12 protein-coding genes are annotated in these 14318 nt (G+C 53.1%); 1 reads left to right on the forward strand and 11 read right to left on the reverse strand.

The features are described 5' to 3' along the window. Window positions 1-6 precede the first annotated feature (6 nt). The 4 genes from pstB to pstS form a co-directional block, all read right to left on the reverse strand. Window positions 7-774, reverse strand: a complete 768-nt coding sequence (pstB, locus tag COO59_RS13470; protein ID WP_103060301.1) for a phosphate ABC transporter ATP-binding protein PstB — start codon at window positions 772-774, stop codon at window positions 7-9. Between the two features lie 46 nt (window positions 775-820). Next, complete coding sequence (pstA, locus tag COO59_RS13475) at window positions 821-1708, reverse strand: phosphate ABC transporter permease PstA (protein WP_103060302.1); 888 nt, start codon at window positions 1706-1708, stop codon at window positions 821-823. Then, window positions 1705-2667: a phosphate ABC transporter permease PstC gene (gene pstC / locus COO59_RS13480; protein WP_103060303.1), complete on the reverse strand. Its 963-nt coding sequence runs from the start codon at window positions 2665-2667 to the stop codon at window positions 1705-1707. The genes pstA and pstC overlap by 4 nt, the downstream gene beginning before the upstream one ends. Before the next feature lie 106 nt (window positions 2668-2773). Then, a complete protein-coding gene (gene pstS / locus COO59_RS13485; RefSeq protein WP_103060304.1) occupies window positions 2774-3817 on the reverse strand; it encodes a phosphate ABC transporter substrate-binding protein PstS in 1044 nt (347 codons plus the stop codon). Between the two features lie 771 nt (window positions 3818-4588). Between pstS and COO59_RS13490 the strand changes: the two genes are divergently transcribed. Next, complete coding sequence (locus COO59_RS13490) at window positions 4589-4918, forward strand: hypothetical protein (RefSeq protein ID WP_103060305.1); 330 nt, start codon at window positions 4589-4591, stop codon at window positions 4916-4918. A gap of 423 nt (window positions 4919-5341) precedes the next feature. Here the strand turns inward: COO59_RS13490 and cspG are convergent, their stop codons facing one another. From cspG to atpA, 7 genes are all read right to left on the reverse strand, one after another. After that, window positions 5342-5554, reverse strand: a complete 213-nt coding sequence (gene cspG, locus COO59_RS13495) for a cold shock protein CspG (protein ID WP_085069158.1) — start codon at window positions 5552-5554, stop codon at window positions 5342-5344. A gap of 523 nt (window positions 5555-6077) precedes the next feature. Further along, on the reverse strand, window positions 6078-7907 hold the full coding sequence (gene glmS / locus COO59_RS13500; RefSeq protein WP_103060306.1) for a glutamine--fructose-6-phosphate transaminase (isomerizing): 1830 nt from the start codon (window positions 7905-7907) through the stop codon (window positions 6078-6080). Between the two features lie 229 nt (window positions 7908-8136). Further along, window positions 8137-9507 (reverse strand): bifunctional UDP-N-acetylglucosamine diphosphorylase/glucosamine-1-phosphate N-acetyltransferase GlmU, encoded by a 1371-nt coding sequence (gene glmU / locus COO59_RS13505; protein WP_103060307.1) that lies wholly within the window; start codon window positions 9505-9507, stop codon window positions 8137-8139. Window positions 9508-9767: 260 nt separating this feature from the next. Then, window positions 9768-10187 (reverse strand): F0F1 ATP synthase subunit epsilon, encoded by a 420-nt coding sequence (locus COO59_RS13510; RefSeq protein ID WP_103060308.1) that lies wholly within the window; start codon window positions 10185-10187, stop codon window positions 9768-9770. A gap of 138 nt (window positions 10188-10325) precedes the next feature. Next, window positions 10326-11723 (reverse strand): F0F1 ATP synthase subunit beta, encoded by a 1398-nt coding sequence (gene atpD, locus COO59_RS13515; RefSeq protein ID WP_103060309.1) that lies wholly within the window; start codon window positions 11721-11723, stop codon window positions 10326-10328. A 122-nt stretch (window positions 11724-11845) separates the two neighbouring features. Further along, window positions 11846-12712 carry a F0F1 ATP synthase subunit gamma gene (gene atpG / locus COO59_RS13520; protein WP_103060310.1) on the reverse strand — a complete coding sequence of 289 codons (867 nt, stop codon included), beginning with the start codon at window positions 12710-12712 and terminating at the stop codon, window positions 11846-11848. A 52-nt stretch (window positions 12713-12764) separates the two neighbouring features. Further along, window positions 12765-14306: a F0F1 ATP synthase subunit alpha gene (gene atpA / locus COO59_RS13525; protein WP_103060311.1), complete on the reverse strand. Its 1542-nt coding sequence runs from the start codon at window positions 14304-14306 to the stop codon at window positions 12765-12767. Window positions 14307-14318 lie beyond the last annotated feature (12 nt).

Genomic DNA, 14318 nt, shown 5'->3' on the forward strand with positions numbered 1-14318 from the left:
CTCCAGTTAACCATAGCGGCCAGTAATATAGTCTTCAGTTTGCTTCTGATGAGGTTTGGTAAACAGCGTGTCGGTATCGCTGAACTCAACCAGTTCGCCCAGATACATAAATGCCGTGTGGTCGGAACAGCGTGCCGCCTGCTGCATATTATGCGTAACGATCACCACGGTGTAATCCTGTTTCAGCTCGGTAATCAACTCTTCGATGCGGCCCGTTGAGATAGGGTCCAACGCCGAGCAAGGCTCATCCAGCAGTAGCACTTCCGGGCGAATGGCGATGCCGCGCGCAATGCACAGGCGCTGCTGCTGACCGCCGGACAGGCTATAGCCGCTCTGATGCAGCTTGTCTTTCGTTTCGTTCCACAGCGCCGCTTTACTCAGCGCCCACTGAACGCGCTCATCCATATCGGCACGCGACAGCTTTTCAAACAGGCGGACGCCAAAAGCGATATTGTCATAAATCGACATCGGGAACGGCGTTGGCTTTTGAAATACCATGCCTACCCGCGCACGCAGCAGCGCAATATCCTGCGCGTCGGCCAGAATATTTTCGCCATCCAGCAGGATTTCGCCCTCGGCGCGCTGCTCCGGATAAAGCGAGAACATTTTATTAAAGGTGCGTAACAGGGTCGATTTGCCGCAGCCGGAAGGGCCGATAAAAGCGGTGACCTGATTACGGGCAATACTTAGATTAATGTTTTTCAGCGCATGGAATTTCCCGTAATAGAAGTTCAGATCGTGAACCTGAATTTTGCCGGGAGTCTGATTAACCATAGTCTTCTCTTTCTCTTAACGCCGCGCCGTCGGAACCACGCGGTAATTAGTTTTTCGATTTGGCGAAAATCACACGCGCCAGGATATTCAGCACCAGCACACACAGCGTAATCAACAATACGCCCGCCCAGGCCAGGCTCTGCCACTCCGCAAACGGACTCATGGCGAACTTAAAGATGGTGACCGGCAGGTTAGCCAGCGGCTGCATCATGTCGGTGCTCCAGAACTGGTTCGACAGCGACGTGAACAGCAGCGGGGCGGTTTCCCCGGCAATACGCGCCACGGCCAGCAGCACCCCGGTGATAATGCCGGAAACCGAAGCCTTCAGAGTAATGGCGGAGATCATCTTCCATTTTGGCGTGCCCAGCGCATACGCCGCTTCGCGCAGGCTATCCGGCACCAGCTTCATCATGTTTTCTGTCGTGCGGATCACGATGGGAATTTGCAGCAGCGCCAGCGCAATCACCCCGGCCCAGCCGGAGAAGTGCTGCATCCGCGCCACCACGATGGTGTACACAAACAGCCCTACCACGATCGACGGCGCCGACAGCAGAATATCGTTAATAAAGCGGATCACTTCCGCCAGCCAGGATTTACGGCCATATTCCGCCAGATAAATTCCCGCCATAATCCCCAGCGGCGTACCAACCAGCGTGGCCCACAAGATTAACAGGCCGCTGCCCGCAATGGCATTTGCCAGCCCGCCGCCAGCGGTATTCGGCGGCGGCGTCATTTCGGTGAACAGCGCCAGCGAAAAGCCGTCAATGCCGCGGGTAATGGTGGTAAACAGGATCCATACCAGCCAGAACAGGCCAAACGCCATAGTGAGCAGCGAAAGCGTCAGGGCGATTTTATTGCGCATACTGCGGCGCGCCTGCATTTTACGGCGTGACGCTTGCAGTTCAGCACGAGCATGTAAATCGAGCGTGGTCATGAGCGCGCCCCTTCATTTTTCGCCAGCCGTAAAATCATCAGCCTGGAAATCGCCAGTACGATAAAAGTGATAACAAACAGAATCAGCCCCAGCTCCATCAGCGCGGCGACATGCACGCCGGACTCCGCTTCGGCAAACTCGTTGGCCAGCGCGGAAGTAATACTGTTACCCGGCATATAGAGCGAAACGCTGTCGAGCTGGTAGGTGTTACCGATAATAAAGGTCACCGCCATAGTTTCGCCCAGCGCACGTCCCAGCCCCAGCATAATGCCGCCAATCACGCCGTTCCTGGTAAACGGCAGTACGATCCGCCAGATCACTTCCCAGGTGGTACAGCCAATGCCATAGGCGGACTCTTTCATCATCACCGGCGTTTGTTCGAAAACATCGCGCATCACCGAAGCAATATAGGGAATAATCATAATCGCGAGGATCACGCCTGCGGCGAGGATGCCAATGCCGAACGCCGGGCCTTCAAACAGAGCGCCGATAAACGGAATGCTGGAAAGCACATTGCCTACCGGCGTTTGGAAATATTCAGCAAACAGCGGCGCAAAAACGAATAACCCCCACATGCCGTAAACAATACTGGGGATGGCCGCCAGCAGTTCAATCGCCACGCCCAGCGGACGACGCAGCCAGCCAGGCGCCAGCTCGGTTAAAAACAGCGCGATGCCAAAGCTGACCGGCACGGCAATCAACAGGGCGATAATCGAGGTAACGACAGTGCCGTAAATCGGCACCAGCGCACCAAAGTTTTCATTAGGCGCATCCCACTCTTTATTCCACAGGAAAGAGAAACCAAATTTCTCAATGCTGGGCCAGGAGGAGAAAAGCAGAGAGATAATGATGCCGCCAAGCAACAAAAGCACAATCAGCGCAGCCAGCTTAACCAGCGCACCGAAAATAATGTCACCTTGTTTTCCTGGGGCCTTAAAGGTCGGCCTGGATTCAGCCATAGAAGTCTCGACAGAAAAAATTCACAGGGGCGACATTCAGCCGCCCGGATACTGCGGATCGGCTTTCAGCCGACCCCTGCGACGGTGCAGACACCGTTAAAGCCTGTTACTGATAGAGCGCCTTGCCAGAACTGTCTTTAATCTGCGCTTTCCAGTCAGAGCGAATCTGCTCGACGACGGAATCAGGCAGCGTAGCGTAGTCCAGGCTGGTGGCGGTTTTATCGCCGTCTTTATACGCCCAGTCAAAGAACTTCATCACTTCAGCGCCTTTGGCCGCGTTAGCCTGGTCTTTATACATCAGGATAAACGTAGTGGTGGTAATCGGCCAGGCGTCTTTGCCTTTCTGATTGGTCAGATCCTGAGCGTAGCTTTTGCTCCAGTCTGCACCTTTCGCCGCGTTACTAAAGGTTTCTTCCGTCGGCGAAACCGGCTGTCCATCCGCATCAATCAGTTTGGTATAGCTCAGCTTGTTCTGTTTGGCGTAAGCATATTCCACATAACCGATCGCGCCCGGCAGACGCTGAACGAAAGCAGCGATGCCGTCATTACCTTTACCGCCGAGGCCGGTTGGCCAGTTAACCGTGTTGCCTTTGCCAACCTTCTCGCTCCACTCCTGGTTTACTTTAGCAAGATAGCTGGTGAAGACAAATGAAGTGCCTGAACCATCGGCGCGGCGTACCACGGCGATATTGGTTTCTGGCAGCTTAAGGCCTGGGTTCAGCTTAGCGATGGCCGGGTCGTTCCATTTTTTGATTTTGCCGAGGTAAATATCACCTACGGTCTGTCCATCCAGCGTCAGCTGTCCAGACTGGATACCCGGCAGGTTTACCGCCAGCACCACGCCGCCAATCACGGTAGGAAACTGGAACAGGCCATTTTTTTGCAGATCTTCATCTTTCATTGGCGCATCGGACGCACCAAAATCAACCGTTTTCGCGATTATCTGTTTAACACCGCCAGAGGAGCCAATGCCCTGGTAGTTAACTTTACTGCCGGTCGCTTGCTGATAATCCGCTGCCCACTTGGCATAAACCGGAGCCGGGAAAGTGCCGCCTGCGCCAGTGAGATCGGTCGCTGCAAAAGCAGAAACCGCGCTCAGCGAGAGGGTGGCGGCAACAAGTTTGGCTACGGTGCTACGCATCAGTGTCATATTCCCTCCAGGGGAGTAAAAGTCAGGGTGTATGCCGTTGTAGTAAGGATCTGTATTGCTGCAGGAGGGAAAATAGGACAGTTTAGTGACAGCCAGATGTCGTTAATGTGACGGTTTTATGACAGACGAAAAGCATGCAGGGTTGCCACCAGTCCGCTTTTTTCCTTTGGGCAGCGTGGCGCTTTTTCATAGTTCACGCTGCGGGAGTCTCGGTTCGGTGTAGGTCGTCGCTCCTGGCAGGACTGTATGCATGGCCTCCCCCGTTCAGCCCGACTGCTGTGGCTTAACCAGTAACTATCATTTTGAGTCCAACCCGAATAGACATGTAAATAACGCCACTGGCAGCAGCTATTGTTAAAAGGTTATAAAAGTTACTAATGCAAAGTACTTGAATAAGATTACGTACAGAAAAAAGGATCTCAAGTAAAATCAAGTTAGTTGCTGTATATCACAGAAAAAATAGAACCCTCTTTATTATGGATAGCAGCGGATTAATTATACAAAAGGAAAATATAAAATTAAAAAATTTATCATCAGATGAATTAAATATCCCCACAGGTGGCGGAGCTAACTCTAACTCTGAGTTTAATCTTAACAGGAATAATTCTTCGAAAAATAAAGGAGAATCTTATAGTAGTGTTGATTCATGCGGGTCAGGAATAATGGGTGGCCTAATAGCAGGCTCGCCGGGAGGGCTTCCTGGTATGGCTGCGGGTATTGTTGGAGGAATGATCGCCGGTCAATGTACGAAAGATAGCTTCAGTAGCGGCAATGGCGGCGGCGGCAAATCCAGTTCAAATTATGGAGGCCAGTGTACCTGGTAACCGCCAGAAAAAAGAACCTAAAAAGCAGGCCAACTTGATGAAAATTATTATTCACTTCTTATTATATTTAGTCCTTTTTATTATTGGGTTCGCACTACTTAATAACGCTAATGTTCTTGATTTAAATACTACTTCAAGAAGTGAAACCATTTCTAAATTCATTGTTATGATTATCGTACTCATCGCTACAATGCGCTGGGGGATAAAATCTTATAAGCTATTAGTAGGCCGAAAAAAAATAGTAAAAAAGAGGAAAGCTTCTTTCCCCTTTTCATAAAACGTTTACCGTTCCAGGGACGGTCACAGGTATTCCTGCTCTTTCTGCCGCTGCTCATGAACAACATGATCATCCACCAGCTCACGCCGCTGCACGACTGTTTCAAACAACTCAGTTGCCCACTCAAGCGCTCCGTCTTGCTGCAGGAGAGAAAACAGGACAGTTTGGTAACAGCGAGATGTACGTAAAATGACAGCTTTATGACGCAGCGAAAATGAACAGCGCGACTTTATTCACGACAGCAAAGCAGACTGGCTACGCTTAACCATTGCGGAAAAGGCACCAAAAGCAATTATCGTTATTTTCTTATCAAAACTAAAAAACAAAAAACCCGCTCAAGGCGGGCTTTTTATCACTAACGCTTAACTGCTCAGGCTGTTGCCTTCATCGCTATCGTAAGGGTTAGCGAGCTGCTATCGACGCTTACAGCGCGACAACGTTGGTCGCTGAAGGACCTTTAGCACCGTTCTCAATAGAGAACTCAACTTTCTGACCTTCGTCTAAGGTTTTGAAATCGTTGCTCTGGATTGCAGAGAAGTGTACGAATACATCTTTGCTGCCGTCCTGAGGAGTGATAAAGCCGAAACCTTTCTCAGCGTTGAACCATTTTACTAAACCAGTCATTTTATTAGACATTGATATTTCCTTGATTATTTTTGAGCCACTCTTGGTGACGAATATGGTCTGCTTTGCAGATTTTTACTTATGGGGCACTTAGGAGGAGCTCACGAGGAAGGGTATCAACAGATAACGCTTGAACTGAGGACTGCTTTACTAAAACTGCTTACATAAGGTCTGTGTTTCAAACCGATGACGCTATACTAGCCTGGTTCCGATCCTCATTGCAATCTTTAATTTCGTTAATATTAAATTATCGACCGACCCCGCCATCAACCGCATCCCGCAGCGGAAAAATAACAGCGCGACTTAACAAAGGTAACGGCTTTCAGCCACTGGCAACCTTGCCCTCTGCCTGGCAGTGAGTAAAACCGCGCCGGCAAAGAATGTACACGACGAGTAAAGCTGAGCGGTGAGCCATCCGCTTTGCGCATAAAAAATCCGGCATGCTTTTAACAGCATTACCGGATTTTTCGCGTTAGGGTTTTGCCCCGTTACGTTAAAGCAGCCTCGCCTGCGGCCTCTTTATGCAAGACGCGCCTTATTCCACGGTAACGGATTTCGCCAGGTTACGCGGCTGGTCAACGTCGGTGCCTTTAATCAGCGCGACGTGGTAAGAGAGCAGCTGCAGCGGCACGGTATAGAAGATCGGTGCGATAACGTCTTCTACATGCGGCAGAGAAATGATTTTCATCCCTTCGCTATCGTTAAAGCCCGCATCCCGATCGGCAAACACATACAGCAGACCGCCGCGTGCGCGTACTTCTTCGATGTTGGATTTCAGCTTCTCCAACAGTTCGTTGTTCGGCGCGACGACAATAACCGGCATATCGGCATCGATCAGCGCCAGCGGGCCGTGTTTCAGCTCGCCGGCGGCGTAGGCTTCCGCATGGATATAAGAGATCTCTTTCAGCTTCAGCGCGCCTTCCATTGCGATGGGATACTGATCGCCACGTCCGAGAAACAGGGCGTGGTGCTTATCGGAGAAATCTTCCGCCAGCGCTTCAATCAGCTTATCCTGCGCCAGCATCTGCTCAATACGGCTCGGCAGCGCCTGCAGAGCATGGACGATAACATGCTCGACCTGCGCATCAACGCCTTTCAGGCGGCCAATCTTCGCCACCAGCATCAGCAGTACCGTCAGCTGAGTGGTAAACGCCTTGGTGGACGCCACGCCGATCTCCGTTCCGGCTTTGGTCATTATCGCCAGGTCAGATTCACGTACCAGCGAAGAACCCGCGACGTTACAGATAGCCAGCGAGCCCAGATAACCCAGCTCTTTCGACAAACGCAGCGCCGCCAGCGTATCTGCCGTTTCACCCGACTGCGACAGCGTGATCAACAGACTGTTTTTACGTACCGCAGACTTGCGATAGCGAAACTCAGACGCGATTTCCACATCGCAGGGCAGGTTAGCCAGCGATTCAAACCAGTAACGCGCCACCATGCCGGAATTATAGGAAGTGCCGCAGGCGATAATCTGAATATGCTCAACCTGGCTCAGCAGATCGTTGGCGTTGGCGCCCAGCTCAGAAAGATCGACTTCGCCGTGGCTAAAACGTCCGCTCAGGGTGTTTTTAATCGCGTTAGGCTGCTCATAAATCTCTTTCTGCATGTAGTGACGGTAGCCGCCTTTATCGCCAGCGTCATACTGCACGGTAGATTCGATTTCGCTACGCTTGATGGGATTGCCTGCGCGGTCAAGGATGGTAATTTCACGACGCGTTACCTCAGCAATATCCCCTTCTTCCAGGTAGATAAAGCGACGGGTTACCGGCAGCAGCGCCAACTGATCGGAAGCAATAAAGTTCTCGCCGACGCCACAGCCAATGACCAGCGGGCTACCTGAACGGGCGGCCACCAGCAGCGACGGATCGCGACTGTCCATAATCACCATGCCGTACGCCCCGCGCAGCTGAGGAATAACGCGCTGTACTACTTCGCGCAGGCTGCCGCCCTGTTTCTGTTCCCAGTGCACCAAATGCGCGACCACTTCCGTATCGGTTTCCGAAGCGAAGTGATACCCGCGTTCGATCATCAGTTCACGCAGCGGCTCATGGTTTTCGATGATGCCGTTATGCACGATAACGATATGTTCAGAAACGTGCGGATGCGCATTCACTTCGGACGGCTCGCCGTGGGTTGCCCAACGGGTATGAGCAATACCGGTGCCGCCAATCAGCGGATGCTGCTCGGCAGCCTCAGCCAGTTTCTGTACCTTACCTACACGACGCAGGCGAGTGACGTGCCCCTGTCGATCCACCACCGCTAAACCCGCGGAGTCATAGCCGCGATACTCCAGACGGCGCAGGCCTTCCAGTAGTATCTCTGCAATATCACGTTGCGCAACCGCGCCAACAATTCCACACATAGTTGTATTCCTGACTCATGGCGCCTAGCGCCCAGCGTTGTCGTCTGACCTGATATGCCAGCTTTGCTGGCTCCCCGAGCCTTGTAGAGAGTGGGGGTTATACTCGTCATACTTCAGGCTGCATGTGCGTTGGCTTTCTTCACTCATCCCGGTCGCTTACCTGAGTAAGTTTCCGGAGACTCGCTGCGTTGCCGCCTTCATGTAACTCGAATTATTCAGAGTTTATGTTTTATTTTTTCTTTACCGGGCGTTGCCAGCCCGATTTTTGCAGCTGTTCTTTGCGGTTATACACCAGCTCGTCGGCGGTCACATCCTGCATGACAGTGGTGCCCGCCGCGATGGTGGCGCCGCTGGCTACCGTAACCGGCGCGACCAGCTGCGTATCAGAACCCACAAACACATCGTCGCCGATGATGGTTTTTGATTTATTGGCGCCGTCATAGTTGCAGGTAATGGTGCCGGCGCCGATGTTTACGCCAGACCCGATTTCGGCATCACCCAGATAGCTGAGGTGGCCGGCCTTCGAACCTTTGCCCAGCCTCGCCTTTTTCATTTCAACGAAGTTGCCGACGTGTGCGGCTTCATCCAGCTGGCTGCCTGGACGCAAACGCGCAAAAGGCCCAACGGTACAGGAGACAGCCAGCTCGGCATCTTCAATCACGCTGTAAGGGCTGATTTCACAGCCGTCGCCGATAACGCTGTTTTTGATTACGCAGCCTGCGCCGATTTTAACGTTGTTGCCCAGCGAGACCTTACCTTCAAGGATCACGTTACTGTCGATTTCCACATCGCGGCCGTGCAGCAGTTCGCCGCGCAGATCGAAGCGGGCCGGATCGCGCAGCATAACGCCCGCCAGCAGCAGCTTTTCAGCCTGCTCGGCCTGATAAATCCGCTCCAGCGTCGCCAGCTGCAGGCGGTTATTAACGCCTTCCGTTTCGCTAATGCGTGACGGCTGTACGGTAGCGATACGTCGTCCTTCTGCCGAGGCCAGCGCAATAATATCGGTAATATAATATTCGCCCTGGGCGTTGTTGTTGGTGAGCTGGCTTAACCAGCGTTTCAGATCGCCGCCGTTCGCGACCAGAATGCCGGTGTTGATTTCGGTAATCGCCAGCTGCGCAGGCGTTGCATCTTTCTGTTCAACGATGCCGGTGACCTCACCGTTTTCACGCACAATGCGTCCGTAGCCGGTGGGGTTCTCAAGCGTCACGGTTAACAGGCCAATTCCGCCTGCGGGCTTCGCTGCGCACAGGCGCGCCAGCGTATCAACCATGATTAACGGCACGTCGCCGTATAGCATCAGAATATCTTCATCATCGGCAAAGAAAGGGGCGGCCTGCTGCATCGCATGTCCGGTTCCTAATTGCTCAGCCTGCAGCACCCAATTCAGCGCATCATCACCCAGCGTGGCTTTCAGCCGATCGCCGCCGTGACCGTAAACCAGATTAATTGCGCGCGCACCGACGCCTTTTGCCGCATCGATAACGTGTTGAACCATGGGTTTTCCCGCCAGAGTATGCAGGACTTTAGGAAGATCGGAATACATGCGTGTTCCCTTGCCGGCAGCAAGGATCACCACGCTCATTGCGCTGTTAGACATAGCCATCCTGATAGAATTTTTACAGAGGAAAGTTAAACGGTTTCGCCCTGAGATTACTACATTTTTCTCCTGGCGAAATTATCCGGCTTTCCGATTATTACCACGGCAAAGAATGCACCGCCGTTGGCGATAAATACAACGAAAAAAGGCGATTTTTAGCCGCTTAATTTTAGCTGTGTAGCAAGAAGGGAACAGGGCGGGGAACCATAAAAAAATGCCAACCCGTTTGGGCTGGCATTATTAGCTGCTGTTAAGCCTGATTACATCGCTTTCTTGGTCAGTTCGATGACGCGCAGCTTGGCAATGGCTTTCGCCAGTTCTGCCGAAGCCTGAGCATAGTCCACGTCGCCGTGAGCTTTGTGAATATGCTCTTCCGCTTTGCGTTTCGCTTCCAACGCCCGCGCTTCATCAAGATCTGTGCCGCGAATCGCCGTATCAGCCAGCACGGTAACCGTACCCGGCTGTACTTCCAGCACGCCGCCGGAGAGATAGATATACTCTTCTTCGCCGTGCTGTTTAACGATGCGCACCATGCCAGGCTTAATGGCGGTCAGCAGCGGCGTATGGCCTGGGAAAATACCCAGCTCACCTTCGCTACCTGACACCTGAATTTTCTGTACCAGACCGCTGAACATCTGCTGTTCTGCGCTGACAACATCCAGGTGATAAGTCATAGCCATTTTCAACCTCCCGGAAAACTACCCCGTGGTATTTCAGGCTGCGCTAGCGGCTTTGATATACCCGAATCACCGTCTTAAGCCAGCGATCCGGGATGAATTCTATGCCGCTCCGCCCCTAAAATAGTCAGGGGGAAGTCATTACAGTTTCTTCGCTTTTTCCACGGCTTCTTCGATGGAACCCACCATGTAAAAGGCCTGCTCTGGCAGATGATCGAACTCACCTTCCATAATGCCTTTAAAGCCACGAATAGTGTCTTTCAGCGAAACGTATTTGCCCGGAGAACCGGTGAATACTTCTGCCACGAAGAACGGCTGAGACAGGAAGCGCTGAATTTTACGCGCGCGAGCCACCAGCAGTTTGTCGTCTTCAGACAGTTCGTCCATACCGAGGATGGCGATGATGTCTTTCAGTTCCTGGTAACGCTGCAGAATAGACTGCACGCCACGCGCCGTATCGTAATGCTCCTGACCTACAACCAGCGGATCCAGCTGACGGCTGGTGGAGTCCAGCGGGTCAACGGCCGGGTAGATACCCAGAGACGCGATCTGACGGCTCAGGGTAACGGTAGAATCAAGGTGGGCGAAGGTGGTCGCCGGAGACGGGTCAGTCAAGTCATCCGCAGGAACGTAAACGGCCTGTACGGAGGTGATTGAACCGGTCTTGGTGGAGGTAATACGCTCCTGCAATACGCCCATCTCTTCCGCCAGCGTCGGCTGATAGCCTACTGCAGACGGCATACGACCCAGCAGCGCGGACACTTCGGTACCGGCCAGGGTGTAACGGTAGATGTTATCGATAAACAGCAGAACGTCGCGGCCTTCGTCACGGAATTTCTCCGCCATGGTCAGACCGGTCAGTGCTACGCGCAGACGGTTACCCGGCGGCTCGTTCATCTGGCCATAAACCAGCGCAACTTTGTCGATTACGTTAGAGTCGGTCATTTCGTGGTAGAAGTCGTTACCCTCACGAGTACGCTCACCCACGCCGGCAAATACCGAGTAACCTGAGTGCTCAGCCGCGATGTTACGGATCAGCTCCATCATGTTTACGGTTTTACCTACGCCCGCACCACCGAACAGACCGACTTTACCGCCTTTAGCGAACGGACACATCAGGTCGATAACCTTGATGCCGGTTTCCAGCAGTTCCTGCGAGTTTGACTGATCTTCGTAAGAAGGCGCAGCGCGGTGAATAGAGGCGATCTCTACTGCGTTGCCGTCTTCATCTTTCAGCTCGCCTTTCATATCGATCGGCTCGCCAAGCACGTTCATGATACGGCCCAGGGTAGCTTTACCCACCGGTACCTGAATCGGCTTTTTAAGATCGGTGACTTCCAGGCCACGTTTCAGGCCGTCAGAAGTACCCATAGCGATGGTACGAACCACGCCGCCGCCCAGCTGCTGTTGTACTTCCAGCACCAGACGCGCATCACCATTTTTAACCTCAAGGGCGTTGTACACCTGCGGTACAGCGTCCTGAGGGAACTCGACGTCAACTACGGCGCCGATGATCTGGACAATCTTTCCAGTTGCCATCTTGAATCCTCTACCTAATTCGTTTCTACCCATCGTCATGGTCGTCGCAGCGTCGATCGCGCGTTACGCTCAGCAGCCCGGTCAACCTGTCGGCAGCCGCGCCAGTGACGGGGTATACCTGGTTAAACCGCGGAGGCCCCCGAGACGATCTCGGTAAGTTCCTGGGTGATGCTGGCCTGACGAGCTTTGTTGTATACCAACTGCAGCTCTTTGATCAGGTTGCCGCCGTTGTCGGTCGCCGCTTTCATCGCCACCATACGTGCGGCCTGTTCGCTGGCCAGGTTTTCCACAACGCCCTGATAAACCTGGGATTCGACATAACGACGCAGCAGGGTATCCAGCAGCGATTTCGGATCCGGTTCGTACAGGTAATCCCAGGTTTTTTTCTTCAACTCGACTTCCCCTTCCGCTGGCGGTAACGGCAGCAGCTGGGTAATCGTTGGAGTCTGGGACATGGTGTTGTTAAATTTGTTGCTGACCACATACAGCTTGTCGAGACGACCTTCGTCATAGGCCTGCAGCATGACTTTTACCGGGCCAATCAGTTCTGACAGGGAAGGGTTATCGCCCATGCCGTTCACCTGCGCCACGATATTGCCACCTACGGAACCGAAGAAAGCCAGCCCCTTGGAACCGATAATCGCCAGATCGCTCTGAACGCCTTTATCAGACCAGGCTTTCATCTCTGCCAGCAATTTTTTGAACAGGTTAATGTTCAAACCACCACAAAGCCCGCGGTCGGTAGAAACGACCAAATAGCCGACGCGCTTAACGTCGCGCTCTTCCAGGTAAGGGTGCTTGTATTCCAGATTACCTAACGCAATGTGACCAATCACTTTGCGCATGGTTTCTGCATACGGACGGCTGGCCGCCATGCGTTCCTGCGTTTTACGCATTTTGGAGGCGGCGACCATTTCCATCGCTTTAGTGATCTTCTGCGTGTTTTTCACGCTTCCGATCTTGGTACGTATCTCTTTTGCGCCGGCCATTAGCTTCTCCTCAAAGCCTTGCGGCCTGCCTTTTCAGACAAGCCGCCAGACATTACCAGGACTGGGTTGCTTTAAACGTATCGAGGATGCCTTTCAGCTTCTCTTCGATTTCGTTGTTGTAGTTACCAGTTTGGTTGATTTCCTGCATCAGCTCGGCGTGTTCGCGATCGGCATACGCCAGCAGCGCAGCTTCAAAGCTACCGATTTTCGCCAGTTCGACGTCGTTCAGGTAACCACGCTCAGCGGCGAACAGCACCAGACCCTGTTGGGCAACGGACATCGGCGCATACTGTTTCTGCTTCAGCAGCTCGGTCACTTTCTGACCGTGGCTCAGCTGTTTACGGGTTGCATCGTCCAGATCGGAAGCGAACTGGGAGAATGCAGCCAGTTCACGATACTGCGCCAGCGCGGTACGAATACCACCGGACAGTTTCTTCACGATTTTGGTCTGAGCGGCACCACCAACACGGGATACGGAGATACCCGGGTTAACAGCCGGACGGATACCGGAGTTGAACAGGTTAGATTCCAGGAAGATCTGACCATCGGTAATGGAGATTACGTTGGTCGGAACGAACGCGGAAACGTCACCCGCCTGCGTTTCGATAATCGGCAGGGCGGTCAGTGAACCGGTTTTACCTTTTACTTCACCTTTGGTAAACGCTTCAACATATTCAGCGTTTACGCGGGAGGCACGCTCCAGCAGGCGAGAGTGGAGATAGAACACGTCACCAGGGAACGCTTCACGGCCCGGCGGACGACGCAGCAGCAGAGAAATCTGACGATAAGCAACAGCCTGTTTAGACAGGTCATCGTAAACGATCAGCGCATCTTCGCCGCGGTCGCGGAAGTATTCACCCATTGCGCAACCGGCATACGGAGCCAGGTACTGCAGCGCAGCGGATTCAGACGCGGACGCAACCACTACGATGGTGTTAGCCAGCGCGCCGTGTTCTTCCAGTTTACGCACCACGTTAGCGATGGTGGACGCTTTCTGGCCGATAGCCACGTATACGCATTTAATGCCGGAGTCGCGCTGGTTGATGATGGCGTCGATAGCCAGAGCGGTTTTACCGGTCTGACGGTCGCCGATGATCAGCTCACGCTGGCCACGACCGATTGGGATCATCGCATCGACAGATTTGTAGCCAGTCTGAACCGGCTGGTCAACGGATTGACGATCGATAACGCCCGGCGCGATAACTTCAACCGGAGAGAAACCGTCATGCTCAATCGGACCTTTACCGTCGATAGCTTCACCCAGGGTGTTAACTACGCGGCCCAGCAGGCCACGGCCAACCGGAACTTCCAGGATACGGCCGGTGCATTTTACTTTCATGCCTTCGGCGAGGTCAGCATACGGACCCATAACCACTGCACCTACGGAGTCGCGCTCCAGGTTCAGGGCGATAGCGTAGCGGTTGCCCGGCAGCGCGATCATTTCACCCTGCATAACATCGGCCAGGCCGTGTACGCGGATGATGCCGTCGCTGACGGAAACAATAGTACCTTCGTTGTGAGCTTCACTCACGACATTGAACTGAGCAATGCGCTGCTTGATCAGTTCGCTGATTTCGGTGGAATTCAGTTGCATATGCTCCAGTCC

The organism is Mixta theicola (assembly GCF_002895925.1).
GTDB lineage: Bacteria > Pseudomonadota > Gammaproteobacteria > Enterobacterales > Enterobacteriaceae > Mixta > Mixta theicola.

Bases quoted from the DNA above. Each gene is read 5' to 3' on its own strand.
- atpG (WP_103060310.1), bottom strand. From the start codon at position 12,712: ATGGCCGGCGCAAAAGAGATACGTACCAAGATCGGAAGCGTGAAAAAC.
- pstB (WP_103060301.1), bottom strand. From the start codon at position 774: ATGGTTAATCAGACTCCCGGCAAAATTCAGGTTCACGATCTGAACTTC.
- COO59_RS13490 (WP_103060305.1), top strand. From the start codon at position 4,589: ATGGCGGCGGCGGCAAATCCAGTTCAAATTATGGAGGCCAGTGTACCT.
- COO59_RS13510 (WP_103060308.1), bottom strand. From the start codon at position 10,187: ATGGCTATGACTTATCACCTGGATGTTGTCAGCGCAGAACAGCAGATG.
- pstC (WP_103060303.1), bottom strand. From the start codon at position 2,667: ATGGCTGAATCCAGGCCGACCTTTAAGGCCCCAGGAAAACAAGGTGAC.
- glmS (WP_103060306.1), bottom strand. From the start codon at position 7,907: ATGTGTGGAATTGTTGGCGCGGTTGCGCAACGTGATATTGCAGAGATA.
- glmU (WP_103060307.1), bottom strand. From the start codon at position 9,507: ATGTCTAACAGCGCAATGAGCGTGGTGATCCTTGCTGCCGGCAAGGGA.
- atpA (WP_103060311.1), bottom strand. From the start codon at position 14,306: ATGCAACTGAATTCCACCGAAATCAGCGAACTGATCAAGCAGCGCATT.
- pstS (WP_103060304.1), bottom strand. From the start codon at position 3,817: ATGACACTGATGCGTAGCACCGTAGCCAAACTTGTTGCCGCCACCCTC.
- cspG (WP_085069158.1), bottom strand. From the start codon at position 5,554: ATGTCTAATAAAATGACTGGTTTAGTAAAATGGTTCAACGCTGAGAAA.
- atpD (WP_103060309.1), bottom strand. From the start codon at position 11,723: ATGGCAACTGGAAAGATTGTCCAGATCATCGGCGCCGTAGTTGACGTC.
- pstA (WP_103060302.1), bottom strand. From the start codon at position 1,708: ATGACCACGCTCGATTTACATGCTCGTGCTGAACTGCAAGCGTCACGC.